At 70.3% G+C, this 25,794-nt stretch carries 24 protein-coding genes; 13 read left to right on the top strand and 11 right to left on the bottom strand.

The genetic code is table 11. The features are described 5' to 3' along the window. Positions 1-37 precede the first annotated feature (37 nt). Positions 38-520: a MarR family winged helix-turn-helix transcriptional regulator gene (locus tag V6V89_RS01660; protein WP_334617078.1), complete on the bottom strand. Its 483-nt coding sequence runs from the start codon at positions 518-520 to the stop codon at positions 38-40. 29 nt (positions 521-549) lie between these two features. Beyond that, entirely contained in the window at positions 550-1,587 is a 1,038-nt protein-coding gene (locus V6V89_RS01655) for a LacI family DNA-binding transcriptional regulator (RefSeq protein WP_334617077.1), read from the bottom strand. A gap of 160 nt (positions 1,588-1,747) precedes the next feature. Here V6V89_RS01655 and V6V89_RS01650 point away from each other — a divergent pair, with 160 nt between their 5' ends. Continuing rightward, a complete protein-coding gene (locus V6V89_RS01650) occupies positions 1,748-1,930 on the top strand; it encodes a family 1 glycosylhydrolase (protein WP_334617075.1) in 183 nt (60 codons plus the stop codon). On the opposite strand, the gene V6V89_RS01645 is transcribed toward V6V89_RS01650, so the two are convergent. Beyond that, positions 1,907-2,953 carry a LacI family DNA-binding transcriptional regulator gene (locus V6V89_RS01645; RefSeq protein ID WP_334617074.1) on the bottom strand — a complete coding sequence of 349 codons (1,047 nt, stop codon included), beginning with the start codon at positions 2,951-2,953 and terminating at the stop codon, positions 1,907-1,909. The genes V6V89_RS01650 and V6V89_RS01645 overlap by 24 nt on opposite strands. A 182-nt stretch (positions 2,954-3,135) precedes the next feature. On the opposite strand from V6V89_RS01645, the gene V6V89_RS01640 reads away from it, so the two are divergent. The 5 genes from V6V89_RS01640 to V6V89_RS01620 all read left to right on the top strand — a co-directional run bounded on the left by V6V89_RS01640 (position 3,136) and on the right by V6V89_RS01620 (position 8,090). Beyond that, entirely contained in the window at positions 3,136-4,653 is a 1,518-nt protein-coding gene (locus V6V89_RS01640; RefSeq protein WP_334617073.1) for a sugar ABC transporter ATP-binding protein, read from the top strand. Next, a complete protein-coding gene (locus tag V6V89_RS01635; protein WP_334617072.1) occupies positions 4,650-5,693 on the top strand; it encodes an ABC transporter permease in 1,044 nt (347 codons plus the stop codon). The genes V6V89_RS01640 and V6V89_RS01635 overlap by 4 nt, the downstream gene beginning before the upstream one ends. After that, a complete protein-coding gene (locus tag V6V89_RS01630; protein ID WP_334617071.1) occupies positions 5,686-6,672 on the top strand; it encodes an ABC transporter permease in 987 nt (328 codons plus the stop codon). Before V6V89_RS01635 ends, V6V89_RS01630 begins: the two co-directional genes overlap by 8 nt. A gap of 84 nt (positions 6,673-6,756) precedes the next feature. Then, on the top strand, positions 6,757-7,806 hold the full coding sequence (gene rhaS / locus V6V89_RS01625) for a rhamnose ABC transporter substrate-binding protein (RefSeq protein ID WP_334617070.1): 1,050 nt from the start codon (positions 6,757-6,759) through the stop codon (positions 7,804-7,806). 68 nt (positions 7,807-7,874) lie between these two features. Further along, positions 7,875-8,090 (top strand): LuxR C-terminal-related transcriptional regulator, encoded by a 216-nt coding sequence (locus V6V89_RS01620; protein WP_334617069.1) that lies wholly within the window; start codon positions 7,875-7,877, stop codon positions 8,088-8,090. Positions 8,091-8,460: 370 nt separating this feature from the next. Here V6V89_RS01620 and V6V89_RS01615 read toward each other — a convergent pair whose 3' ends face one another. Further along, positions 8,461-8,826: a hypothetical protein gene (locus V6V89_RS01615; RefSeq protein WP_334617068.1), complete on the bottom strand. Its 366-nt coding sequence runs from the start codon at positions 8,824-8,826 to the stop codon at positions 8,461-8,463. 251 nt (positions 8,827-9,077) lie between these two features. On the opposite strand from V6V89_RS01615, the gene V6V89_RS01610 reads away from it, so the two are divergent. Continuing rightward, complete coding sequence (locus tag V6V89_RS01610; RefSeq protein ID WP_334617067.1) at positions 9,078-9,287, top strand: hypothetical protein; 210 nt, start codon at positions 9,078-9,080, stop codon at positions 9,285-9,287. Positions 9,288-9,337: 50 nt separating this feature from the next. Here the strand turns inward: V6V89_RS01610 and V6V89_RS01605 are convergent, their stop codons facing one another. Both V6V89_RS01605 and V6V89_RS01600 read right to left on the bottom strand, forming a co-directional pair. After that, entirely contained in the window at positions 9,338-9,625 is a 288-nt protein-coding gene (locus V6V89_RS01605) for a DUF4193 domain-containing protein (RefSeq protein ID WP_334617066.1), read from the bottom strand. 80 nt (positions 9,626-9,705) lie between these two features. Further along, positions 9,706-10,722 carry a 2-dehydropantoate 2-reductase gene (locus V6V89_RS01600; protein ID WP_334617065.1) on the bottom strand — a complete coding sequence of 339 codons (1,017 nt, stop codon included), beginning with the start codon at positions 10,720-10,722 and terminating at the stop codon, positions 9,706-9,708. A 200-nt stretch (positions 10,723-10,922) separates the two neighbouring features. Here V6V89_RS01600 and V6V89_RS01595 point away from each other — a divergent pair, with 200 nt between their 5' ends. Genes V6V89_RS01595 through V6V89_RS01585 form a run of 3 tightly spaced genes read left to right on the top strand, consistent with a single transcriptional unit; the run spans position 10,923 to position 14,012 of the window. Then, positions 10,923-12,194 carry an MFS transporter gene (locus tag V6V89_RS01595; RefSeq protein ID WP_334617064.1) on the top strand — a complete coding sequence of 424 codons (1,272 nt, stop codon included), beginning with the start codon at positions 10,923-10,925 and terminating at the stop codon, positions 12,192-12,194. 46 nt (positions 12,195-12,240) lie between these two features. Next, on the top strand, positions 12,241-13,230 hold the full coding sequence (locus V6V89_RS01590; RefSeq protein WP_334617063.1) for an ATP-binding cassette domain-containing protein: 990 nt from the start codon (positions 12,241-12,243) through the stop codon (positions 13,228-13,230). Next, positions 13,227-14,012 (top strand): ABC transporter permease, encoded by a 786-nt coding sequence (locus V6V89_RS01585; RefSeq protein WP_334617062.1) that lies wholly within the window; start codon positions 13,227-13,229, stop codon positions 14,010-14,012. The genes V6V89_RS01590 and V6V89_RS01585 overlap by 4 nt, the downstream gene beginning before the upstream one ends. Here V6V89_RS01585 and V6V89_RS01580 read toward each other — a convergent pair. The 5 genes from V6V89_RS01580 to V6V89_RS01560 form a co-directional block, all read right to left on the bottom strand. Then, entirely contained in the window at positions 14,003-17,140 is a 3,138-nt protein-coding gene (locus V6V89_RS01580) for an ATP-binding protein (protein WP_334617061.1), read from the bottom strand. The genes V6V89_RS01585 and V6V89_RS01580 overlap by 10 nt on opposite strands. 127 nt (positions 17,141-17,267) lie before the next feature. After that, positions 17,268-19,673: an ATP-dependent helicase HrpB gene (gene hrpB / locus V6V89_RS01575; protein WP_334617060.1), complete on the bottom strand. Its 2,406-nt coding sequence runs from the start codon at positions 19,671-19,673 to the stop codon at positions 17,268-17,270. Positions 19,674-19,680: 7 nt separating this feature from the next. Continuing rightward, the gene (locus tag V6V89_RS01570; RefSeq protein WP_334617059.1) at positions 19,681-20,412 is read right to left on the bottom strand and encodes a GAF and ANTAR domain-containing protein; all 732 of its coding nucleotides are present in this window, start codon (positions 20,410-20,412) and stop codon (positions 19,681-19,683) included. 43 nt (positions 20,413-20,455) lie between these two features. Further along, positions 20,456-21,184, bottom strand: coding sequence for a GAF domain-containing protein (locus tag V6V89_RS01565; RefSeq protein ID WP_334617058.1), 729 nt, complete (start codon positions 21,182-21,184; stop codon positions 20,456-20,458). Between the two features lie 106 nt (positions 21,185-21,290). After that, positions 21,291-21,704 (bottom strand): hypothetical protein, encoded by a 414-nt coding sequence (locus tag V6V89_RS01560; protein WP_334617057.1) that lies wholly within the window; start codon positions 21,702-21,704, stop codon positions 21,291-21,293. Positions 21,705-22,152: 448 nt separating this feature from the next. Between V6V89_RS01560 and V6V89_RS01555 the strand changes: the two genes are divergently transcribed. The 3 genes from V6V89_RS01555 to V6V89_RS01545 all read left to right on the top strand — a co-directional run bounded on the left by V6V89_RS01555 (position 22,153) and on the right by V6V89_RS01545 (position 25,791). Then, positions 22,153-23,184, top strand: a complete 1,032-nt coding sequence (locus tag V6V89_RS01555; protein ID WP_334617056.1) for a LacI family DNA-binding transcriptional regulator — start codon at positions 22,153-22,155, stop codon at positions 23,182-23,184. 359 nt (positions 23,185-23,543) lie between these two features. Further along, positions 23,544-24,791 carry an ABC transporter substrate-binding protein gene (locus V6V89_RS01550; protein WP_334617055.1) on the top strand — a complete coding sequence of 416 codons (1,248 nt, stop codon included), beginning with the start codon at positions 23,544-23,546 and terminating at the stop codon, positions 24,789-24,791. Between the two features lie 82 nt (positions 24,792-24,873). After that, the gene (locus V6V89_RS01545; RefSeq protein ID WP_334617053.1) at positions 24,874-25,791 is read left to right on the top strand and encodes a carbohydrate ABC transporter permease; all 918 of its coding nucleotides are present in this window, start codon (positions 24,874-24,876) and stop codon (positions 25,789-25,791) included. Positions 25,792-25,794: the final 3 nt, after the last annotated feature.

Genomic DNA, 25,794 nt, shown 5'->3' with positions numbered 1-25,794 from the left:
GCGGTTTCGCTGGACCAAGTGACCTGGATCGCAGACCTCAGCGAAGGCGCGGCAGCATGTCGCGGGCCGCGTGGCTGAGAATCCGCAGGTTCTCCATGAATCGCTTTCTGTCACCCGCGGGCAGTGGTTCGAGGAAGTACCGCTCGATGTTTTCCAGGTGCACCCGGGAGGCGTGCACGACCGTCTGCTCGCCCAGAGCGGTGAGCCGCACGAGCCGGCCCCGCCGGTCGCCGGGAGCCTCGGTGCGTTCCACCAGCCCGGCAGCCTCCATCCGGTCGATCAACCGCGTCACGCCACCGGTGGTGAGCACCTGCTCCTGGCTGATCGCCCGCATCGACAGCCCGGGACCGCCGGCCCGCCCCAGAATCAACAGCACCTCGTACATCAGGTGGCTGATGCCGCACTCCTGTTCGATCGCTCGTCCCAGGATGTACTCCAGCCGGTTGGCCGCGCCTTGCAGCCGGCCGAAGGCCAGGATCAGCTCATGCTCCCCAGCGTCCTTAGCCGTCGAGATCTCCACGCCTCGATGATGCACGACGGGCAGTCATCTCATTGTGGCGATGCGGTGCTGCGCCGGGGGACGAGAGTGGGAGACAACTTGATCTGCGCGGTGGGTCGGTCTCGGTCGGCGATGCGGTCGAGCAGCAGGCGGGCGGCGTTGGCGCCGATCTGGTAGCCCGCCTGGTCGACGCTGGTCAGGGAGATCGGCCGGAAGGCGGCGAAGGTGGTGTTGTCGTATCCGGCGACGGAGATGTCCTCTGGCACGCGCAGCCCGGCCTCGGCGATGGCGTCGAGGGCGCCCATGGCGACGATGTCCGCGCCGGCGAAGATCGCGGTGGGTCGGGTCGGCCGGGCAAGGAGCTGTTGAGCGCCGAGATAGCCGCCTTCCTGCGTGTAGGTGGTGGACGCGATGTCGATGTAGTCGGCCAGCCCGCGGGCCCGCATGGCGTGCCGGTAGCCGACGGCGCGGATGGCGTTGGGCATCTCGGCGAGGCGGTCGGGGTCGGTCTCGTGGTGCTCGATGTGAGCGATCCGCCGGTGGCCGAGATCGGCGAGGTGGTTGACGACCAGGGCGCCACCGGTGAGGTCGTCGTCGGCCACGGTGTCGTACGCGGGGGAGTGGCCGTGGCGGCCGACGACGACGGTCGGCACGGTGGCGGCGACGGCTTCGAGGTGCGTGCGGGGGGAGATGGGCGCGATGAGGATCATCCCGTCCATGCTGCGGTCGATCATTGCGTGCGTGACGCGGGCTTCCTCGGCCTCGCCGTTGCAGGCAGGGCCGAGTAGCACTTGGTAGTCGGTGTCGGCGAGCTGGTCGGTGAGGCCGTCGAGGATCTGCGCGAAGAACGGGTTGCGAATGTTGGGTAGCATCACGCCGATCGTGTATGTCTGCCCGCGCATCCCGCGAGCGGTGGCGTTGGGTCGGTAGCCGAGCTCCGCGATGGCCTGGCGCACCTTGGTCTGCATCCTCGGGCTGACGCCGTACGCGTTGCGCAGCACCTTCGACACCGCGGTCGTGGAGACCTGGGCGTGCCGCGCGACGTCGACGATGGTGATGCGTCGAGACGGCGGTGACGGTTTCTCCATCGGCTACCTCATCGGTGCGGGCGCACGTGCAACGTTGCCCGCGAGTCTAGACCGCCTTTCGGCTGGGTGGACAGCGTGAGCTCTCGACGACGCCACGATGACCTCCTAGGGTCGGGCGCAACATTTCTGTAAAACGTTACCCACAAGACTCCCCGGCTTCGTGCACGGTTATCTGCACTGGTCCGCCTCCGACAACTTCGAGTGGAGCGAGGGCTACCGCCCGAAGTTCGGTCTCGTCGCCGTGGAGTCCGACTTCACCCGGGTTGCCAAGCCGAGCGCCCGCGCCTTCGCCAGGATCGCGGCCACCGGGCGACTGTCCTCAAGGGAGCCTGCGCAGGCTTGACTCGCGTACGACGAGCTCCGGTTCGAAGACCACCTGCTGATGGCGGTGCGCATCCGCGTTGTCGGCCTCCTCCAGCAACAGCGTCGCGGCCGTCTGGCCAAGGCGCTGGCGAGGCTGACGCACCGAGGTCAGTGGAACGGCGGCGGCCCCGGCGAAGTCGATGTCGTCATAGCCGACGAGGGCGACGTCATCGGGTACGCGAACGCGCCGGTGGGTCAGGCCCTGCAACACGCCCAGCGCCAGTAGGTCGTTGGCGCAGAACACCGCGGTGGCGCGAGCCTGTCGAGGCAACCCGAGGATGCGGGCAGCGGCGTCGCGACCGGCGGCCACGGTAAGGGCGGGGGTGTCGATCCGCTGTAGCGACCGTGGCCCCAGACCGGCGTCGGCGAGTGCCTGCTGGGCGCCGCGGTGCCGGTCCCGAACCTGTTGCAGGGTGGAGCCGCCGACGAAGGCGATCCGCCGGTGCCCGCTTTCGATCAGGTGCCTGAGGGCCAGCTGCCCGCCGAGGTGATCATCGACCGAGACCGAGCACACGTCGGCGTTGGTTGAGGTGCGGTCCAGCACGACCACGCACACCCCGCGTTCACGCAACCGGTGCAGGCGTTCGCTGGCATCGTCGATCGGCGTGATCAGGACGCCCCGGACCCGTTGCTCTTCGAGCAGGTCCAGATACGCGTCCTCCTTCGCCCGGTCGCCGTCGCTGTTGCAGAAGATGACCGCCATCCCGGCCCTGGCCGTCGTGTACTCCACGCCTTTGGCGACATCCGTGAAGAACGGGTTGGCCACGTCCAGTACCACGAGGCCGAGCGTGCGGCCCCGGCCTCGCCGTAGGTGCCGGGCGGCGTCGTTGCGCACGAAACCCAGCTCCTGGATCGCCGCCAGGACGCGCGAGCGGGTCGTCGGTGTGACGATGTCGGGCCGGTTGAGGACGTTGGACACGGTGCCGACCGACACGCCGGCGCGAATGGCGACATCGCGCACGCTGGCGGCCGGCTTGGGCAAGTGTCTGTCCCGCAGCTCCATGAATCGTTCAAGGGTAGTCGTGCGTCGGGGCTCCTTTTAGAGGCGTGTCCCCATGTGGCCAATGCCGGGTGTCTGCCTAACGATTCGGTAACCCGCACGAAACTCTTGACCCGACCGGAGGTGCGTGTTTAACGTTCTACGCGCAGGGTCGATGAATCGTTTCATCACCGCTTGGAGGCTGGATGCCCGAGCAGACCACGAACGACACGCCGGTGCTGGCTCTTGCCGCGGTACGGAAGTCCTTCGGCGCCGTGCAGGCCCTCACCGAGGCTCGGCTGGAGCTTTGCGCGGGCGAGGTGCACGGGCTCGTCGGTGAAAACGGGGCCGGAAAGTCGACGCTGGTGAAGGTCCTCGCGGGCGTGCACGCACCGGACGAGGGCGCGCTCACGCTGGACGGGCAGCCGCTCTGGCTGAGCGGACCGGCGGACGCGCGCGCGGCCGGGATCGCGGTGATCTACCAGGAGCCGACGCTGTTTCCGGACCTGTCGGTCGCGGAGAACATCTTCATGGGCCGGCAGCCGCTGCGCGGCCTGCGCCGCATCGACACCGCGGCGATGCGGCGACGTACCCGGGAGCTGTTCACCCAGCTCGGCGTGCAGCTGGACCCCGACCGTCCGGCGCGGGGGCTGTCCATCGCCGACCAGCAGCTCGTCGAGATCGCCAAGGCGTTGTCGTTCGATGCCCGAGTCCTGATCATGGACGAGCCGACCGCCGCCCTGTCCGGTGTGGAGGTCGAGCGGCTGTTCGCGGTCGTCCGGTCGCTGCGCGAGTCCGGTGCCGCGATCCTGTTCATCTCGCACCGGTTCGACGAGGTGTTCGCGCTGTGCGAGCGGGTCACCGTCATGCGCGACGGGCGCTGGGTGTCCACCGATCCGGTCTCCGAGCTATCCGTCGGCCAGGTGGTGCGCCGCATGGTCGGGCGGGAGGTCTCTCAGCTGTACCCCAAGCAGGACACCCAGGTCGGCGACGTGGTCCTGAGCGTGCGCGAGCTGACCCGTGCCGGCGTGTTCGACGCCGTCAGCTTCGACGTGCGCGGCGGGGAGATCGTCGCCCTCGCGGGCCTGGTCGGCGCTGGTCGCAGCGAGGTGGTGCGTGCGGTGTTCGGCGTCGACCGGTACGACTCCGGCGAGGTTCTGGTCGACGGCCAGCGGCTGCCGCGCGGCCGGCCGGCAGCCGCGATGGCGGCGGGTGTGGCGCTCGTACCGGAAGACCGCCGGCAGCAGGGCCTGGTGATGGAGCTGCCCATCGAGCGAAACGTCACCCTCACCCGCCGGTGGTCGCTGTCGAAGCTGGGGCTGCTCGGGCGCCGGGCGGAGCGCGCGGACGCGCACCGGTGGACGCGGCTGTTACAGGTGAAGGTCGGCCACCTGTCCGATCCCGTGTCCACATTGTCCGGTGGCAACCAGCAGAAGGTGGTTCTCGCCAAGTGGCTGTCCACCGACCCGAAGGTGCTGATCGTCGACGAGCCGACCCGCGGGATCGACGTGGGAACGAAGGCCGAGGTGCACCGGCTGATGTCGCGACTGGCCGGTGAGGGCGTCGCGGTGCTGATGGTCTCCAGCGAACTGCCCGAGGTGCTCGGCATGGCCGACCGGGTGCTGGTCATGCACGAGGGCCGGCTCGTCGACGAGATAAGCCGGGAGCGGGCCGACGAGGAGTCGGTGATGCTCGCCGCCACCGGTCACGGAGGCGGCGCATGACCACGACCAAGCCGGCTCCCGAGGCGTCGCCGCCCCGCACGCGCGGCGACGTGCGCGGGGCTCACAGGTTGTTCGTGATCCGAGAGCTCGGCATCGCCCTCGCCCTGGTGTTGTTGGTCGCGGTCACGACGATCTCGAACCCGAGGTTCTTGAACGCGCAGTCCCGCAAGGACCTGATGCTCGGGGCCACCATCCTGGTGGTCCTTGCCGTCGGCCAGACGATCGTGGTGATCACGCGCAACGTCGACCTGTCCGTGGGTTCGGTGCTCGGGCTGTCGGCGTTCGCGACCGGGAAGCTGTTTCTGGCGATGCCGGACGCGCCCATCGTCCTGGCCCTGGCCGCCGGGGTGGGGCTCGGTGTGCTGTGCGGCGCCGTCAACGGCGCCCTGATCGCACTCGCCCGGGTGCCTGCGCTCGTGGTCACCCTCGGCACCCTGTACGTGTTTCGGGGCATCGACTACTCGTGGGCGGCCGGCCAGCAGATCAACGCGGCCGACATGCCCAGCGGTTTCAAGCGGATGGGCACCGCCGTCGTGCTCGGCGTGCCCGTCCTGGCCCTGTTCGCGGTCGCCGTGCTGGTGATAGCCGGCTTCTACCTGCGCTCGTACCGGTCGGGCCGGGAACTGTACGCGATCGGCTCGGACCCGGCCGCCGCCCGCCTGTCCGGGATCCCGGTCGGGTGGCGGGTCTTCACCGCCATGACCGTCTCCGGTGCCCTGGCCGGGCTGGCGGGCGTGCTGTACGCGGCCCGCTTCGGCACCCTCGACGCCGCCGCCGGCACCGGCATCGAGCTCAACGTCGTCGCGGCGGTCGTGGTGGGTGGGGTCGCCATCTTCGGCGGTAGCGGCTCGGTGTACGGGGCTGCATTGGGCGCGGTGTTGCTGTCCACAATGGGCGCCGCGTTGCCGGTGCTGCGCATCGACCCGTTCTGGCAGCAGGCCGTCGTCGGCGCGCTGATCCTGGCCGCGATCGGCCTGGACCGGGCGCTTAACGCCCGGATCGCCAGCCGGCTGAGGGGAAGGAGGGCTCGTGGTGCCTAAGCGCCTGGGCACGTGGGACGTGCTGGTCATCGTCGTGCTGGCCCTGGTGGTCGTGGCCTCGTCGGTACTGGTGGAAGGCTTCGCCACCTCCCGCTTCTGGGGTTTCCTGCTGCTCGACGTCATCCCGATCGCGTTGATCGCCCTGCCGATGACCCTGGTCATCATCACCGGGGAGATCGACCTGTCGGTGGCCAGCGTCCTCGGTCTGTCCAGCGCGGTCATGGGGCAGATGTGGCTGTCCGGCGTGCCGCTGCCGCTGATCCTGCCCATCGTCCTCGTGCTCGGCGCCGTCCTCGGGGCGGTAAATGGGCTGTTCGTCGCTGGCTTCGGCCTGCCGTCGCTGGCCGTTACGATCGGCACCCTCGCGCTGTATCGCGGCCTGGCCTACGTGGTCCTCGGCGACCGGGCCGTGGCGGACTTTCCCTTTAGCTGGACGGGCAACATGATCGAGGCCCTGCCGGGCACCACCGTCCCGTGGGTCGCCCTCGTGGTCGCGGCGCTCGCGGTCGGCTTCGGCGTCGTTCTGCACGCGACCCCGATCGGGCGGGCGCTGTTCGCCATCGGCAACAACGACCAGGCCGCCACGTTCTCCGGGATCTCCGTGGCCAAGACGAAGTTCTGGCTGTTCGTGGTCACCGGCGCGGTCGCCGCCCTCGCCGGGTTCTTCTGGACGATGCGGTACGCCTCCGCCCGCGCCGACAACGGCGCCGGCCTGGAACTGTCGGTCGTGGCCGCCGTGCTGCTCGGCGGCGTGTCCATCTTCGGCGGCCGCGGCACGCTGGGCGGTGTCCTGGCCGGCGTGCTGCTGCTGATCACCTTGCGCAACGCCCTGCAACTGGCCGACGTGCCGGCCGACACGCTCACCGTGGTCACCGGCACCCTACTGATCATCTCGGTCGTCGGTCCCAACGCCGCCAGCATGCTGCGCGCCCGACTGCGCCGGCGACGACCCGCAACAACCCCAGCGGCTGGCGCCTGAGTCGCCACCGGTACGCCACACAGATAGTTCGGTTCCCCGACCCGCATCCCATGAGCCGCCCGAAATGCGAAGAAAGGACCAACCATGCGAACCATAAGGAACGGCGTATCCCTCCTCACCCTGATGACGCTGCTAGCGACCGCCGCCTGCGCCAGTGACGACGACAGCCCAGCCACCGGCGGCGACGCCAGCGCCGGAGCGTCCGGAAAGATCAAGGAAGGGCTGAGCGTCGCGTTCCTGCCCAAGCAGGTCAACAACCCGTACTTCACGACGTCCGACAACGGCGGCAAGGCCGCGGTCGAGGAGTTCAAGGGGGAGTACAAGGAGGTCGGCCCGTCGGAGGCGTCGGCGTCCTCGCAGGTGTCCTATCTGAACACGCTGACCCAGCAGGGTTCGGACGTCATCGTCGTGTCCGCCAACGACCCGAACGCCATCTGCGGCGCCATCAACCAGGCCCGGCAGGGCGGCGCGAAGGTGGTCACGTTCGACTCCGACACCAACAAGGACTGCCGGGACCTGTTCGTCAACCAGGTCACCGCGCAGGGCATCGCGGAAAACCAGGTCAAGCTGATCTCCGACCAGATCGGCGGGGCGGGGAAGATCGCGATCCTGTCGGCGACGGCGAACGCGACCAACCAGAACGCCTGGATCGAGCTGATGAAGACCGAGCTGAAAAAGCCCGAGTACAGCAAGATCGAGCTGGTCACGGTTGCGTACGGCAACGACGACGACCAGAAGTCGTTCCAGGAGACACAAGGCCTGCTCTCCTCGTACCCGGACCTGAAGGGCATCATCTCGCCGACCACCGTGGGCGTGGCCGCGGCGGCCCGGTACCTGTCCGGGTCGCAGTACAAGGGCAAGGTGGCGCTGACCGGGCTGGGCACCCCGAACCAGATGCGTGAGTTCGTCAAGGACGGCACGGTGAAGAACTTCGCGCTGTGGAACCCGGCCGACCTGGGCTACCTGGCCGCGTACGCCGGCGCCGCCCTCGCCTCCGGGATGATCACCGGCAAGGAGGGTGAGAAGTTCACCGCGGGCAAGCTCGGCGAGTACACGATCGGCGCGGACAGCGTGGTCGTGCTCGGCCCACCCACCGTCTTCGACACCTCCAACATCGACCAGTTCGACTTCTGATCCATCGCCCGGTGCCAGCCCGCCGAGCCGGGCCGGCACCGGGGTTGGCAAGAACAGGAGTGAGTCCCGTGAGCTCACCTCCCGGTCCATGGCCGGTGCTGAGCGCCGATGACCTGGTGCTGCTCAGCTTCGTCGCGCAGGGACTGCCGGTAGAGGCGATGGCACGCCGGCTCGAAGTATCCAAGCGCACCGTCCGCCGCCGCACACGTGCCATCTGCGACCGGCTCGGTGTGCCCGGGATCGTGCCAGCCGTGGTCTGGGCGGTGCGTCGGGGAATGCTCTGACCGTCGTCATCGAGACCCTGCCCGCTCGATCGAGATCAGTTTCCCTAGTTGGGAGTTTCGTGTCGCCTTCCGACGGGACGGCTGCAGCCCCCCGAACGGGTTGCCGTATGAGGGGCTGCAGGCTGGGGCGGGTACGACCCCGCGCCGTTGGGGGATCGTACCCGGGTCTCCGTGTCGAGATGGACGTGAACCGCATCGCGGTCCGCCGGCCAGTTGTGGCAGCGGTGGCACCGCGCCATCTCCATGCGAGGAACGCTGGCACCCCAGCGCGATTGACGATCGTGAAGCCCGAAAACCGCGTACGCGGATACGCTCCACCACTTCATACAACAAGTGGACGGGGCTGCGCATTCCGCCTCAGGCCGGACGATCACGCGTACACCGGGGAGCCGGCGGACATGATGTCCCGCCAGCCGCGAGCGGTGACCCACAGCCGCCCAGGGTTGCACCCGCGCCAGATCCAGGAAGGCTCTGCGGCATCGATCGGTATGCTTCCGGAATGGCTGATGCCGCGCATCTGAGGCCGTTCGTTCTGCCAGTCGACGTTCGAGCCGCTGAACGCCGCGGCGCCGTAGACCTGTATTTGCCGGAGGCGTCGCAGCCTCGCCCGGCGCTCGTGTTCGCCCACGGCCTCGTCCCGCCGGACGCACGTCCGACACCTCGCGACTGGCCCGTCTATCGCGGATATGGGTCGATCGCCGCGGCCCGCGGCGTCGTCGGCGTCGTCGTCGACCACCGGCTACACGCCCTGGCCGGCTACCCGCAGGCCGCCGACGACCTGACCGCGGCGGTCCAGATCGTGCGAGCGGACCCGCGCGTGGATTCCGAACGGGTGGCCATCTGGGTCTTCTCGGGAGCCGGCCTCCTGCTGGCTGACTGGCTTCGCGCCTCGCCGAGCTGGTTGCGTTGCGTTGCGGCAAGCGCGCCTGAGTCTGGACGAACTGTGCCAGCTAGCGCGACCGTGCCCTCTTCGAGGGCCTCGCCGCCGTGCGCCCGGCTGACCTGAGCCCGCACGGGATGCGGCGGCTGGCCGTCCCGGCGCGGTTACGCGCCCTCGTCGAACGACCACCACACCAGCTGCGCGCCGCCGACCTGTCACGGGTCGAGCAGGCGCTTTCCCGCGGCGGGCACGAGTCGGCCGCGCCGGTGACGCGGCTGCTACACGCCCGCCTGGCCTACCGGTTCGCCGGTCGTTGACCTTCGAGCGCCGCCACCGAGCATCGTCTTGTCGACCTAGAGTGCCGCGATCAGGCGCAGTCGTGGCACACGTCGATCCCGGCTGCCGCCCGCTGGTTGCGGTGGCGTACCAGATAGCAGCGCGAGCAGCGGAACTCGTCGACCTGCATCGGGATCACCGTGACGGACAGCTCGTCGTCGAGCTGCTCGGCGCCGGGTAGCTCGAAGGCCTCCGCCAACTCGGCCTCGTCCACGTCCACCGCGCCGGAACGCGGAGCGGCACGCCGGGCCTGAAGCTCCTCCAGGCTGTCTTCCTCGACGGCGGCGGTTCGCGGCGCGTCGTAATCTGTCGTTGCCATTTACTCATCTCCTCTGGGCGGTAGGGGAACAACCGCCCTACCGGGCTTATTCCGCTCGCCTACGGATGGTCGGTTTTTTGTCACCCGGGCCACTGTCGAGCAGCGTCGTTGAGCTCGGTGAGCAGTTCCTCACCCGTCCAGTTTCGCCGCCCGCCGCCCTCGGCGTCACGGACCAGGGAGACCAGCCGTTCGTTGACCGGTGCCAGGGTGCCGTGGCCGCGGGCCAGCGCCACGATCTCACCGTTGAGGTAGTCCACCTCTGTGGTGCGCCCCGCCTCCAGGTCCTCCCACATCGAGGAGCGTGCCAGCGGGTCGACGGCGAGCATCCGGCCGGCCACCCGGGTGAACACCGCGTCGGGCATGGTGAGCAGCGACGGTATCCAGCTCGGCGGCAACGGCGTCAGCTTCGCCGGGCTGAGACCGGCTGCGGCGTACGCCGCCAGCGCCTCCCGCTGTGCCATCGCCAGACACCGCCGGTACGGTCGCCGCGACAGCTGCGCCTTCAGCGGCAGGCCAGACAGGGCGTTGACCGCGTTGTTGAGGTTGAGCAGCAGCTTCGCCGCCTGCACCCCCGTCATGTCGTCGTGCTGCAATAGTGGCAGGCCAGCCCGTTGGAACGCCGCGGTGTATCCGGCCAGAGCGGCGTGCCGTTGCACTTCGAGCCCGCCCTCGGTGGCACCATGGAGTCTACCGTCACCTTGGTTGACCACGTTGAAGGCGACCATTCCCGGCAGGACGGTTACGCTGGGTAGCCGTTCGCGCAGCAGGTCGGCGTTGTGCAACCCGTTCTGGAAGCTGATGACGACCGCGCCCGGCTTCAGGCGCCCCGCCAGCTCGGCGCCCGCCTCCGCGGTGGCCGCGGACTTCACGGTGACGAGCACCAGGTTCGCGTCCGCGACCGGGTCCGAAACGGTTTCGTATCGCGGCGCAGGCACACGCAGTGCGGCGCCGCGCCAGTCGGTGAGGGTGAGCCCGTGCCCAGCGATCTGCCGCGCCAGCCGCTCCCGGCCGACGAAGACCACCTCGCTGCCGGTCGCGGCGAGCCGGCCGCCGACGTAGCAGCCGATGCTCCCGGCACCGTAAACACAGATCACCATTTGACGGGCATGGTAGTGCACCGACGCCGAATCGCGTGCAACCTGAGCGGGCGCGTGCGCCTGGTCGATCGGCTGCCGCCAGGTGTGGACCTACCCGGCAGCGGCTCGCGGCGTTCCAGCCATGCGGCTCGACATGATCGACAGGACAGGGCTTAAACGGGGTGCGGCTCGACGGCCCGCGAAAGTAGGGTCCTCTGCTTGTGAGCAGAGCGGCCGAGATCCTGGTGCCGGCCCGTCTCGGGACAGGCTTCCGGTGGCTGCTGGCGTCGTCATGGTCGACGAATCTCGGCGATGGTGTCGCGGCCGCGGCCGGCCCGCTGCTGGTCGCGTCGCTGACCCACGACCCGTTCCTGATCTCGTTGGCCGCCATGATGCGATGGGCGCCGCCATTGGCGTTCGGCCTCTACGCCGGAGTGTTGGCCGACCGACGCGACCGCCGTCGGGTCGTGATCGCCGCGAATCTCGTCCGTGCCGTGGTGCTTAGCGGGCTGACCATCGCGTTGGTCACCGGCACCGTCTCGGTGACCGGCGCGCTGGTGGCGTTGGGGTTGCTCGCCACCGCCGAGGTGTTCGCCGACAACACGGTCACGACTCTTACGCCGATGCTCGTCCACCGCGACGACCTCGCGACCGCCAACTCCCGCCTACAGACCGGGTTCATAACCCTCAACCAACTGCTCGGCCCGTCCATCGGAGCCGTCCTGTTCGCCGCCGGCGTCGTGTGGCCGTTCGCGACCGAGCTCGTCCTGGTCACCGCTGGCGTGATCCTGGTATCGAGAGTCGCGCTACCCGCACATGGCCGCGACAGGTCGAAGGTGCGGAACGGGGTACGCCGAGACATCGCCGAGGGTTTCCGGTGGGTGGTGCACAACCCGGCGGTCCGTACGCTGGTGCTGACCATCCTGATCTTCAATCTCACGTTCGGGGCGGCCTGGTCCGTCCTGGTGCTCTATGCCACGCAGCGGCTCAGCCTCGGCGCCATCGGGTTCGGCCTGCTCACCACGGTCTCGGCGGTCGGCGGCCTGCTCGGGACCGGTATCTACGGCTGGCTCACCCGCCGGGTGAGCCTGGGCAACGTGATGCGTGCGGGACTCATCATCGAAACCCTCACCCACGGCGCCCTCGCCGTGACCACCTCGGCGTGGGTCGCCATGCTGATCTTCTTCGTCTTCGGCGCCCACGCGTTCGTCTGGCACACGACCTCGATCACCGTCCGGCAGCGCGCGGTCCCGACGCACCTGCAAGGCCGCGTCACCAGTGTCAACACCATCTGCGTGTACGGCGGTCTGGTGATCGGTTCGGCTGCCGGCGGCAGCCTGGCCACCCACTACGGAGTCACGGCACCGTTCTGGTTCGCGTTCGCCGGCTCTGCCATCTTCGTCGTCATGCTCTGGCGGCAACTGACCCACATCATCCACACCGACGAGCAGTCCCGCGGCGCCCAGGTAACGCCGGACCGGCAGCCGGTGTAGCCGTCAGGTTGCCGCGGTGAAACCGGCTCCGGGGATGGTCCGGGGCATGACAGCAAACATCAACCAGCCGGCGATCGCGGTGCGTGGGCTGCGTAGGTCGTACGGCGAGAAGGTCGTGCTCGACGGCATCGACCTGTCCGTCGCGAAGGGGACGATCTTCTCGCTGCTGGGCCCGAACGGTGCCGGCAAGACCACGATGGTGAAGATCCTGTCCACCCTGATCCGCGCCGACGGCGGGGAAATACAGGTGGCCGGGCACGATCCGGTCCGGGAGCCGGACGCGGTACGCGCCGCCATCGGCGTGACCGGGCAGTTCTCGGCGGTGGACAAGCTGCTGACCGGTGAGGAGAACCTGCTGCTGATGGCGGACCTGCATCGCCTGGACCGGCGGGACGGTCGCCGGCGGGCCGCGGAGCTGCTGGAGCGGTTCGACCTGGTGGAGGCGGGCGGCACGATGGCCGCTACCTACTCCGGTGGCATGCAGCGCCGGCTGGACCTGGCGATGACGCTGGTCGGCGCCCCGCAGGTGATCTTCCTGGATGAACCGACCACGGGCCTGGACCCACGCAGCCGCCGCGGCATGTGGCAGATCATCCGCGAGCTCGTGGCCGGCGGAGTGACGATCTTCCTGACCACCCAGTACCTGGAGGAGGCGGACCAGCTCGCCGACCGGATCGCGCTGCTGGACCAGGGCCGGCTGGTGGCCGAGGGCACGCCGGCGGAGCTCAAGCGCCGCATCCCGGGCGGGCACGTCAACCTGCGGTTCACCGACCCGGCCGAGCTCGACCTGGCCGCCCGGGCGTTCGGTGGCACGGGCCGCGACGACGAGGCGCTCGTGCTGCAGGTGCCGCACGACGGCGGGGTCCACTCGCTGCGCGGGCTGCTCGCCCGGCTGGACGACGCCTCGATCGAGGTCGAGGAGCTGACCGTGCACACACCGGACCTGGACGACGTGTTCCTCGCCCTGACCGACAAGAGCGCCCTGACCGACGAGAGCGCCCTGACCGACGAGAACAAGCTGGAGGCCGTGCGATGAGCACCATGCCACTCGCGCTGCGGGACTCGACCACCATGGTGCGCCGCCAGATCAAGCACATGCGGCGATACCCGTCGCTGACCCTGCAACTGCTGGGCACGCCGGTGGTGTTCCTGCTGCTGTTCGTCTACGTCTTCGGCGCCACGCTGGGCGACGGGCTGGGCTCCGGCTCGGGCGGTCGCGGCGAGTACGTCGACTACGTGACGCCGGGCATCATGCTGATGGCGGTGGCCGCCGTGGCGATGGGGACCGCGATATCGGTCGCGATGGACATGACGGAGGGCATCGTGGCCCGGTTCCGGACCATGGCCATCGCTCGGGTATCGGTGCTGACCGGCCACGTCGTCGGTGCGATGGCGCAGACCTTCCTAGCGGTGGCGGTGGTCGTCGCGGTCGCGCTGGCCATCGGGTTCCGGCCCGACGCGAGCGTGGTGGAGTGGATCGCCGCGGCCGGCGTCCTGGGGCTGCTCGCCTTCGCCCTCACCTGGCTGACCGTGGCGCTGGGCCTGGCGGCCAAGACCGTCGAGAGCGCCAGTAATACGCCGCAGCCGCTGATGTTCCTGCCGTTCCTGGGCAGCGGGTTCGTACCCACCGACTCGATGCCGGTCGGCCTGCGCTGGTTCGCCGAGTACCAGCCGTTCACACCGGTCATCGAGACGCTCCGCGGGCTGCTTCTGGGCACCGGGATCGGCGCCAGCGGGATCGCCGCCGTCGCCTGGTCGGCCGGTATCGCGCTGATCGGCTACCTGTGGGCGAGGAAGCTGTACAACCGTCAGAACTGAGCCCGTTCGCGCAGTGCCGCCAGCGCGGCTTCGGGCAGCTCGTCACTGCTGAGGGCGGCGTACCTGGACACGGCTGCCAGGTACGCCGCCTTGTCGGCCTCCTCCGCGGCCCGCCGGGCGTCGTCGGGTGACATGGTGGGCCGGTAGTTGCGGATGAAGTAGAACCGCTCGGCCAGTGCGGTCAACCGCGTACCGGAGGTTGCCGCGCCCCGCGCCAGGTCCACTGTGGCCAGTGCCAGCAGCAGCGCGCCGCCGACCGGAAACCCCATCAGGTACGTGCGGTTCGCGGTGAGCGTGGTCAGCAGCGCCGACAGCCGCTCGGGCAGCGCGGCGGCGAGCGGGGCGACGAGGTCGAGCCGGTCGTGGTGGACGTGGGCGATCACGGTCGCCGCCTCGACCTCCAGGGCCCACCCATCGAGGCCGGGCGTGTCGCCGCGGTCCACCGCCTCGCGCATCAGCCCGGCCACCCGCCGCCACGTCCGCAGGCCGGCCTCGACCTGGCCGCGGGCGAGCAGGATCTCCGCGCGTACGGCGGCGGTGAAGGAGCGCAGCTCCACCGCGTCCTCGGGCTGATCCGGCTCCAGCAGGCCCAGCTGCCGCTCGGCCACGTCGACGTCGCCGACCTGCAGGTTCGCCAGCACCATGCCGAGCCGGACGCCCAGCGTCTCGTCCCGGACACCGGCCTCGGTAAGGACCCGCATCGCGGCCTCGAGGTGGGGCAGAGCCGCCGCGCCGCGCCCGGCCTGCAGGTGCAGGTCGGCGATCCGGGCATGGGAGAGCAGCCGCGCCCACGGCACCGGCTGGTCCCGGACCGTCGCGAGCATGCGTCCGGCGGTGGCGAGGGCACGGTCAGGCTGGCCCTGGTACTCCCAGAAGTAGGTGGCGACAGCGTTGGCGACTCCTGCCAGCAAGGGCTCGTCGCTATCGCACAGCTGGAGCAGCCCCGCGCCGTCCGCCGCCAGCAGCTCCGGCACCGCCCCCAGCACGGCCGCCGTGGCACGGATCAGGGTGTCCGGTGGCGCGGGCGGGAGCCGGCGCAGCGTGACCAGCGAACGTACGGCCCGCGGCTTCTCGGTCGTGAACAGGAACCCGGTGCACAGCGCGGCCGCGGTCCGCGTCACCTCCACGAAGTCCGGCTCGGGCCGGTAGTGCGACAGGACCCAGCCGCACTCGCCGACCAACGCCACCATCCGGGCGTAGTCCGATTCGGTCATCCACAGGCCCGCCACGACCGCGGTCGTCGCCGCGACCGTGGCGCCGTCCGCGCGGGCAACTGCCTGGTGCAGCGCCTGTACGAGGTTGTCCTGCTCGGCCCTGATCCGCTCCAAAGCGGGGACGGGGTCGGGCCCGAACGTCGCCTCGTGGTACGCCAGCCCGAAGTCCCGCGCCCAGGCCAGGAACCCGTCGGCGACCCGATGCTCCTCGCCGGCCTTCGCCAGCTGCGCCGCGCTGAACTCGCGTACCGTCTCCAGCATCGAGAACCGCGCGCCGAAAGCGGTGTCGACCACCTTCAGCAGCGACTGGTCGACCAGGTCCTCCAGGGTCCGCAGGACGTCCCCGTCCAGCAGGCGCCGGGCGGCGTCGGCGGCGAACCCGCCGGGAAAGACCGACAGCGCCCGCATCGCCGTCTGGCCGGCCGGATCGAGCAGGTTCCAGCTCCAGCCGACGACGGCGTCCAGGGTCTGGTGCCGCGCGGGCGCGTCGCGCGGACCGCCCCGCAGCAGTCCGAACCGGTCGGTCAGGTGGCCGGCGATCTCGGCCACCGTCATCACCCGCACCCGCGCCGCCGCCAGCTCCGCCGCCAGCGGCAGCCCATCCAGGTGGCCGCACAGCTCGGCGACCGTGTCGGCGGGCAGCTCGACGCCCGGGCGGGCGGCTCTGGCCCGCTCGGTGAACAGCTCCACCATGGTCGGCAGGCTCAGCTCCGGCAACGCGTACACCGACTCTGACGACAGACCCAGCGGCGTGCGGCTGGTGGTCAGCACGCGCAGCTGCGGCAGCACCGACACCAGCGCCTGTGTCAGCTGCGCGGCGCCGCCGATCACATGCTCGCAGTTGTCCAGGACCAGCAGGGCCGGACCCGAGCCCATCGCGGCGGCGATACCGGCAAGCGCGTCCGGCGGGACGGCCGGCGGCGACAGCCGTGGCTCGCCGGTGCCGACGACGGTCGCCACCTGCCGGACGACATCGTCGTCGGCGGTGACGCCGGCCAGCGCGACGACATGGACCACCCGCTGCTCGGCGTCCCGGCTGACGACGTTCGCCAGCCGGGTCTTGCCCAGACCGCCCGGCCCGACGATCGACGTGACCCGGGACCGGCGCACCATCGCGGCCACCGCGGTCACGTCCTCGGCGCGGCCCAGCAGCGGATTCGGCTCGGACGCGACACCGTGCCGGACCGTCGGCGTGTCGCCCTGCAACAGCCGCTGGTGCACGGCCCGCAACTCCGCGCCGGGATCGGTGCCCAGCTCGTCGCGCAGCGACCGCCGGTACGCCTCGTAGCGGGCCAGCGCCGCCGCGGGCCCGACGGTGGCCGCCTCGCAGCGCAGCAGCTCCAGCAGCACCTCCTCGTCCCGCGGCAGCTCGCCGGCGAGCGCTGTGAGCGGCTCGACCGCCTCGCCCTGCCGCCCCAGCCGGGCAAGGGCCAATGCCCGGGTGCGCAGCAGCGACCGGTGCGCCGCCACCCGCTCGGCTCGCAGCGCCTCCACCGGGTCAGCCGACCCGACACCACCGGGCGGTGTGCCGTCCCACAACGCCAGGCCCGCCTCCCCGTGCGCCAGCGCCGCCTCGTGGTCCCCGGCGCGCAACTGCCGGGTACTCGCCGCCGCGCGCAGCAGCACGGCGCTGCTGTCGATCTGGTCCTCGTCCAGAGCCAGCCGGTACCCCGTGGCCGTACTGGCGATCACGCCCGAGCCCAGCTGCGCCCGGGCCCGCGACACGAGCACCTGAAGCGCCTTGACCGGGTTTCCCGGCTGCTCGTCCGGCCACAGTCCGTCCACGAGCCGGGCGATGCTGCAGCCGGTCCGCAAATCGCCGGCCAGCAGCGCGAGCAGGCCCCGCATGCGCTGCCCGGTGACCTCCTGCCCCCGATAGGACACCCCGTCGAGGAGGACCAGATCAACGCTCACCCCACCAGGTTAGGCAACCGGCCGGGTATGAGTCCGATCGCGGCCTTCGCCCTGGCCAGGGTTGGTGCGCCCAGCGCGGAGGCCACCTACCGTGCGGGCGGCCAAGTGCCGGCAAACGGCAACAACCTCAGGGCGTGTTCGGGTCCTCGGGCCACGGGTGACGTGGGTATCGGCCGCGCAGCTCGGCGCGTACCCGCTGATATCCCGTACGCCAGAAGGACGGCAGGTCGTTGGTGACCGCGACCGGGCGGCGTGCGGGGGACAGGAGGTGCAGCAGGACAGGCACCCGTCCGTCCGCCACCACCGGCGCCTCCCGCAAGCCGAACGCCTCCTGCACCCGCAGCGCCAGCACGGGCGCCTGCGGATCGGCGTAGTCCACCCGCAGCCGCGACCCGCCCGGCACCGGCAGGCGCTCCGGCGCCACACGGTCCAGCGCCGCGGCCTGCGGCCAGGGCAGCAGCCGGCGCAGCGCGGTGGCGACGTCGGCGCGTTCCAGGTCGGCCCGGCGCCGCGCCGCGTGAAGCTCCGGACCGAGCCACTGCTCAGCCGTGTCGAGCAGGGCGTCGTCGGACACGTCCGGCCACGGCGCACCCAGCGCGTGCCGGCAGAACGCCAGCCGCTCGCGCAGCGAACGCGCGTCGCGGTCCCACCGCAGCAGCGCCAGACCCTCGCGGCGTAGGCCCTCCAGCAGGGCACGCTCGAGCGCGTCGCGGTCCGGCTCGCGCAGCGGTCGTTCGACCAGCGTCACCGCGCCGAGCCGCTCGAACGCGCGGGCCACCACATCGCCGCCGGACCAGGCCACCTCCTGACCACGCGTCAGGTGGTCGGCGCCCGCCGCCCGGGCCGTCGCCTCGTCGATCGCGGCGGCCACCCGGATTCGGGCCGCGGGCCGGCTCGGGTCGCGGTCCGCGGCGGCGATCGCCAGCCACGCCGCGCCCGCCAGCACGGACCCTGGCGGCAGGTCCGCCGCGGTCCCGTTGACCATCAGGTACGCCGTGCCGCCCGGTTGCCGGGCCCGGGCCAGCCTCTCCGGGTACGCCAGACCGACCACCAGCCCGGCGGCCAGATCGTCGGGCAGGTCGGTCTTCGCCACGTCGCCGGCCTCGGCACGCAGCCGGCGTACCTCCGTCGTCCAGTGGCGGTCGGTGCTGGAGCGCTGCCGGCGCCACGCCGCGACCAGGTCCTCACCGGGCGTCTGCTCGGTGAGCAACGCGATGACCTGCGCGGCGCGGTCCGTGCCGACGGCGGGTGCGCCGTCAAGCAGTGCCCGGGCCAGCCGCGGGTGTGCGCCGACGGCGGCGATGGCGCGTCCGCGCGCGGTTACCCGCCCGCCGGCGTCGACGGCGCCGAGCGCGCGCAGCACCTGGGTCGCGACCTGCAGCGCGCCGGCTGGGGGCGGGTCCGGTAGCGCCAGCCCGGCGCCGTCCGGGTAACCCCAGCAGGCGAGGTCGAGCGTGAAGCCGGTCAGGTCGGCCACCGCGATCTCAGGCTCGGGCTGGGCCGGCAGCCGGTCGTGCGCAGCCGCCGACCAGCAGCGGTAGACCACGCCCGGCGCCTCCCGCCCGGCCCGGCCAGCACGCTGGTCCGCGGTCGACCGCGACACCGGCACGGTGACCAGCGTGCCCAACCCGCGGGCGTGGTCGGTGCGCGGCACCCGGCTGAGGCCGGCGTCGACGACGACCCGGACGCCGGGCACGGTCAAGCTGCTTTCCGCGACCGCACTGGCCAGCACGACCCGCCGGCCGGTGCCGGGGCGAAGGACGGCGTCCTGGGAGGCGGCGTCCTGGCGACCGTGCAGGGTCAGTACGGTGGCCTCGCCCAGCCTGGACGCGACCGCGGTGATCTCGCCGGCTCCGGGCAGGAAGACCAGTACGTCGCCGTCGTGTTCGGCCAGCGCCCGCCGCACGGTGGCGGCAACGTGGTCGAGAAGGCGCGGGTCGACTCGCAGGCCGTGTGCCGCGTTTACCGGCCGGGGCGGCGGTGCCCACACCACCTCGACCGGATGCAGCGCCTCGTCGGCGGTGACGATCTCCTTGGTCGCGAGCGCTCGCGCCAGCACGGAGGTGTCGGCGGTCGCCGAGGTGGCGAGCAGCCGCAGGTCGGGCCGGAGGGTGGCGCGTACGTCGACACAGAACGCGAGCGCGAGGTCCGAGTCCAGGTGCCGCTCGTGGCACTCGTCCAGGATCACGGCGCCGGTGCCGGGCAACTCCGGGTCGCGTTGCAGCCGCCGCACCAGCACGCCGGTCGTGACGACCTCTACCCGGGTGGACGCGCTGACCCGGCGATCGCCCCTTACGGCGTATCCGACGCGGTCGCCGACCCGCTCGCCGAGCAGGGCCGCCATCCGGCGCGCCGCGGCACGGGCGGCGACCCGGCGCGGCTCGGCGACCACGATGCGGCCAGGTATGCGTTCCATGAGGGCGAGCGGCACGATCGTCGTCTTTCCGGTACCCGGCGGCGCCACCAGAACGGCGGCCCCCGCGTTCCGCAGGGCATCGCCGATCGCGGGCAGAACCTTCTCGATGGGCAGCACAGCGGGCTTAGGGGTTGACCAGCTCGGATAACTGGGCCGGGTCGGTGAGGATCGCGCGGGCGACGTTGCTGATGCGGTGGTTTCCGGCCCGGGAGTAGTCGCGGATGAGGGTGAACGCCTCGTCGACGCTCACTCCTCGGGCCTGGGCGATCACGCCTTTGGCCTGTTCGATGACGATCCGGCTGTTGAGCGCTCCCTGCAGTTGCTCGGTGAGCAGTTCGCCGCGGCGGATGGCGCGCTCCTGGAGCAGGCCGATCGCGGCGATGTCCGCCAACGCCTGCACGATGGGCACGTCGGCGTCGTCGAGGCTCGGCCCGGGCTGGCTGCCGAAGACGTTGAGCGCGCCGATCACCTGGCTGCGTAGCCGCAGCGGGAAGGCGTGCACCGAGCGGAACCCGGCCGCGGTGGCGCGGGGCGCGAACCGTGGCCACCTGCCGGCGGCCTCAGCGAGGTCGGCGTTGACCACGGGCGTCCCGGTGCGGAACGCGTCCAGGCACGGGCCTTCACTGTTTTGCACCTGGAAGAGCTCGAGGAGCTTGGTGTTTTCGTCGGACGCGGCCAGGAACTCCAACTGGCCGCGCTGGTCGGCCAGCAGCAACCCGACGGCGGCGGCGTCGACAAGGGTGCTGGTGCGATCGGTGAGCATGTGCAGGAAGTCGATGAGGTCGAACTCGTCGATCATGGTGTCGGCGACCTCGACGAAGACTTGCGCGAGCCGTTCAGCGGAAACGGTGGTCATGACTGCCTCACGGCCCCTTCCAGATGTGGGTTGGTGCGTGCCTTCATGGCTGGTCCCGGTCGAACCGTAGCCGGCGGGCGACCACGTCGCGGGCCACCTCGGCCAGCGGGCGGTTTTCGGCATAGGCGTAGGCCCGTAGCCGGGCCAGCGCCGCGATCAGCGGAACGCCGAGCTGGACCATGACCATGCCTTGAGCCTGGAACAGCTCAGCGCGGCTGTCCATCGCCTCGACCAACCCGTCGGCGGCCGCGCCAGCGCCGGCGCGTTCCTGCCCATCCAGTAGGGTGCCCACCGCGACATCGGCGAAAACCAACGCCTGTGCCAGATCCTCGGCGGTCAACGGCCCCGGCCGGGTCCGAAACAGGTCCAGTACACCGAGGCGGCCCGCGCCGACCTGCAACGGGAACGCGAACACCGCACGTACTCCGCTGTCGTGGATGGTGGGCGTATAGACCGGCCACCGGCTCAGCGCGCCGTCCGCGAGATCGGGCACCAGAACGGGGCGGCGGGCTTCGAAAGCGTCGATGCAGGGCCCTTCGCCCAACACGAACTGCACGTCCTCGATCCGCTCGGTCGCCGGATCAGAGGCGGTTACCAGGCCACGCACACCGTCTTCGGCCATCAGGGTCACGCCGGCCCCGGACACGGCCAGCGCACGGGTGGCGGCCGCACACAGCCGTTGCAGGAAACCCACGATGCTGGTTTCCACGTGGGGGCCTGCCGGCTGCCGCGCGATGAGCGCCTTGGTGCGAGCGGCAAGGTCATCCATCATGGCTGCACCCTTCCGCAGGTCAGGTGCTGCCGGAGGCCAGAGCAGCCGCGGGTCGACGTTCGCATTAGACCTTACCGCGCCGCGGGGGGCGCGGCGGACGCATGCCTCAGCGATCAAGGTGGAGATCGATCGTGACTCTGCTCAGCAGCGCGGCGAGTTCGCGGTGTGTGTGGTCGTCGTAGCCGGCACGGCCGAGGGACGGTGCGGCGGCGGAGCGGATCCGGTCGTCGGTGCGACGGGCGGTGATCCCCAAGATCCAGGCACACGTCTCCTGCGCTTCGTGGTCGCGGTGGTGCCGGGCAAGGTGCCACACCTCGACGAACGTCGACCGCGTCACGGCTCGCGCATCGACCGGTGGAAGCAGCCGGATGGCATCGCGCCAGACCCGCATGGCCAGGAAGGCGTAGAGGGTTCGGAACGCCGCGCAGTCGCCGGCCGCGATCCGGGTGACGAGGACATGTAGCCGGTCGCTGTGGACGTGCCTGGCGTGTTTCGTCGCCGGGATCAAGCGGGTCGACATATTCGCTCCGGTGCGTCTCGACCATGCGGACGCGCCGCCAAGGGCCGGAGCGGCAACGATTAGACGATTGTCAGCGTACCTGTCCGGTACGGAGTTGACGGCTGCCGAACTACGGTTCACTCGAACGGAAATCTGTGTGTTGGATCGTCGGGACGTCCTACCGGCGTACCTCACCAGCGGCGCAGTATCTTCTGCCGCCTGCGCTTTCGAGGCGGGTTTCGGGGAGTGGGTCGAGGTCCCGTCCGTGGCCGAGGGCGGGCAGGGCCCTTCGGTGTAGTCTTCCCTGCAAGCTAGAGACTGGAGGGCGCTCCAGCAAGGCCGCACATCATGCTGAAATCTGGCGAAAAGGTTTTCAGGTTTGCATCGCCGTAAGGAGTGGACGTCAGGACGCTTCCGGCCACGGCTTGTCGCAGCGCACCGCACATGCCGGTAGCCGAGGGAGCGTCACATGAGCACTGAGCCGGAGATCCCCCTCAACCGGGCGGCGACGCTGACCGACGTCGCGAAGCTCGCCGGGGTGTCGGTGGCGACCGCGTCCAAGGCCATCAACGGGCGGGACGACGTCCGGGCGACCACGCGGCAACGGGTCCTGGAGGCCGCCGAGCTGCTGTCCTTCGCGCCCAACGCCCTCGCTCGTGGGCTGCTCGGCGGGCGGACCGGCACCGTCGGCCTGCTGACCAGCGACCTGGAGGGGCGCTTCTCGATCCCCATTCTCATGGGGGCGGAGGACGCCTTCGGGGCCGGGCAGGTCTCGGTCTTCCTGTGCGACGCGCGCGGCGACTCGATCCGGGAGCGGTACCACGTCCGTGCCCTGCTGTCCCGGCGCGTCGACGGCTTGATCGTCGTTGGCTCCCGCACCGACCCCCGACCGCCGCTGGCGGGCCCGATCCCCGTGCCGGTCGTGTACGTCTACGCCCCCTCCGCGAACCCCGACGACATCTCGATCACGGTCGACAACGTGGGCGGCGGGCGGCTCGCCGTCGAGCATCTGCTGGCGTGCGGCCGGCGCAACGTCGCGCACATCACCGGCGAGGCTGGCTATCAGGCGGCCCGGGACCGCGCTGACGGTGCCCGGGCCGCGCTCGCCGACGCGGGCCGGACCATGTTGGGCGGCAAGCCGTACTTCGGGTCCTGGGACGAGACGTGGGGGCGGGCCGCGACGCACATCGTCGTCGAGGCGCACCCCGAGGTCGACGCGATCTTCTGTGGCAGCGACCAGATCGCCCGGGGCGTCCTGGAAACCCTGCGCGACCTCGGCCGCGACGTGCCGGGCAGCATATCCGTGACCGGCTTCGACAACTGGGAGGCTGTCGCCGCGCACTCCCGGCCGCGTCTGACCAGTATCGACATGAACCTCGAACACCTCGGCGCCGCGGCTGGCCGGCGCCTCTTCGCGGCCATCGACGGCGGCGAACGGTCCACCTCGGACCAGTATCCCGGCCGCCTCGTGGTGCGCGACTCGACCGCGCCCGTCAGCTGAGTCCCGCGCTCACCAGATGAGGCCGCGGGTCGCGGCTTTTAGCCGCCTGACTATTCGTTCATCCCGAAAACATTTTCGGCGCGCGCCGTCGCGGTACGGGCACCGCCGGCCGCTCTCGATGGGCTCCCAGCCAGGCGTTGGAATCAACTGTTGACACAACCGTAACAGGCGGCCAGAATTCCGAAAAGGTTTTCGGAGTGCCGGGGTGAGGCTGCGGGTCGTGTGCCCGCCGTCGCCTTTCGGTGCCCTAAGGCATGGACCGGTTTGGATGAACTGAAGACGCGATAAACCTGGGAGGACAATCAATGAGAGCAATCTTGGGCAGGCGCACCGCCCTGCGTTCATTGGCAGGGGTCCTCGTGGCGACGTTGACTATCGGCGTGGCGGCGTGTGGCGGCGACGACACGAGCGGCACGGACGCGGCGCAGGCCGGACCCAACGGCGTCGACGACGGCAGCGAGCTCACGTTGTGGACCCGCGCACCACTTGAGAAACAGGCCAAGCTCCTGGTCGACGCCTACAACGCCAGCCACAAGAACCAGGTCAAACTGACCGTGGTCCCCAACGACGACTACGTCGCGAAGGTGGGTGCGGCGGCCGGCTCGGGTAGCCTGCCGGACCTGTTCGCCGCCGACATCGTGTACGTGCCGAACTGGGTGAACCAGGGGTTGTTCCAGGACATCAGCAAGAACATCGACGGTCTCTCCTTTAAGGACACCATCAACAAGGGGCACCTCTCGGCCGGCACAGTGGACGGCAAGGCACACGTGCTGCCGTTCGTGCTTGACCTGTCGATGCTGTTCTGGAACAAGCAGCTGTTCAAGGACGCTGGTCTGGACCCGGAGAAGGCGCCGGCGACGCTCGACGAGTACGCCGCCGCGGCCAAGAAGATCCAGGCGCTGAAGAAGCCCGGTGTCTACGGCACGGCGACCGGCCTCAACTGCGGCGGCTGCCTGGTCTTCACCTGGTTCCCGTCCATCTGGGCCAGCGGTGGCGAGGTGCTGAGCGCCGACGGCAAGCAGTCCGAGCTGGCCAGTGACACCGCCCAGAAGGTCTACGGCACCTGGCAGGACCTGTGGAAGTCCGGCGCCGTGCTGCCTTCCTCGTCGGCCGAGACGGGTCCGACGTGGACCGCCGCGTTCACCGAAGGCAAGGTCGGTCTGATGCTCTACCCGGCCACGCTGCTGTCCTCGACGCCGTTCGACGCCGGTGTCGCCGGCATCCCCGGTCCCAGCGGCGGCGCCTCCACGTTCGTCGGTGGTGACGGCATCGGTGTCTCGAAGGACTCGAAGAAGGCGGCCCAGGCCTGGAACTTCCTGAGCTGGATGATGTCCGAGGATGCCCAGGTGGAGGTTTTGGCGAAGAACAAGGACGTGGTGTCCCGTTCCGACCTCGCAGGCAACAAGTACGCCACCGCCGACCCGCGGCTGGTCACCATCAACGAGGTGGCCGGCAAGGGTGACACGCCTGTAGCGATGAACTTCCAGCAGGCGTTCAACGCGCCGAACAGCCCGTGGCTGACCCTCGTGCGTAACCAGGTGCTGGCAGGCAAGACCGGCGACCTGCAGAAGGACAACGAAGAGATCACCGCTGTCCTGAAGCAGTAGACGTGCGTCGCGGGCGTGTGCCGGCCGATCCGGTTCCTGAGGCCGGCACACGCCTGCGGCACGAGATGAAAGGTCCCTTCCCATGAGCGTCAACGCGCCGTCGCGCCCGCCCCGGGCGGCGATGCGAGGCCGCGCGCGTCCCCGTGGCCGGCATGCTCTGCTCGGTTGGCTCTACGCGACACCGACGGCGGTCTTCGTGGTGGCGCTGTTCGCCATCCCGCTGCTGCTCGTGATCAAGATGTCGGTGTCGAGATGGCCGCTGCTCACCGGCGACCAGGGCGTCAACGCCCCCGCCAACTTCGAGAAGGCGGTCGACCACCGCTTCTTCACCGATTCCGTCGTCTTCACCATCAAGTACACGGTGCTCGCGACCGTACTGCTGCTGGTCCTGGGGTTGGGTCTGGCCCTACTGGTGCAGGAGTCGAGCCGGTGGAACAACCTGCTCCGGGCGTCGTTCCTGATCCCCAGCGCGCTCGGGTTGGCCTCGGCGTCGCTGTTGTTCTACGTGTTCTACTCGCCGTACGCGAGCCCCCTGAAACCCCTGATGGACAGCTGGGGCTTCACGTTCCTCGGCTCACCGAACGCGGCGCTGTTCTCGACGACGTTCCTCATCGTGTGGCGCTACGCGGGGTTCTACATGGTGCTCATGCTGGTCGGCTTGCAGGGCATCCCGGCGGACGTGTTCGAAGCCGCACGCTCCGACGGTGCCACCCGCGCTCAGACCTTCTGGCGGGTCACGCTGCCGTTGCTGCGCCCCACGCTGGCGCTCACGACCGTGCTCTGCGTGACCGGCTCCCTGCTCGCCTTCGAGCAGTTCTACATCCTCACCAAGGGCGGCCCGGACAACAGCACGATCACCGTCGTCCAGCTCATCTACAGCGTGGCGTTCCAGGGACAGAACGACCTCGGTGTCGCCGCGGCCATCTCGGTCATCGTGCTCGTCGCGCTGGTCGTCATCAACGCGCTGCAACTGCGCGCCTTCCGGTCCGAGGAGAGCTGACCC

The organism is Micromonospora sp. CPCC 206061, assembly GCF_036906915.1.
Lineage (GTDB): Bacteria > Actinomycetota > Actinomycetes > Mycobacteriales > Micromonosporaceae > Phytohabitans.
Note: the sequence above shows the minus strand (reverse complement) of the source record. Positions and strands in the feature narration are given on the sequence as shown.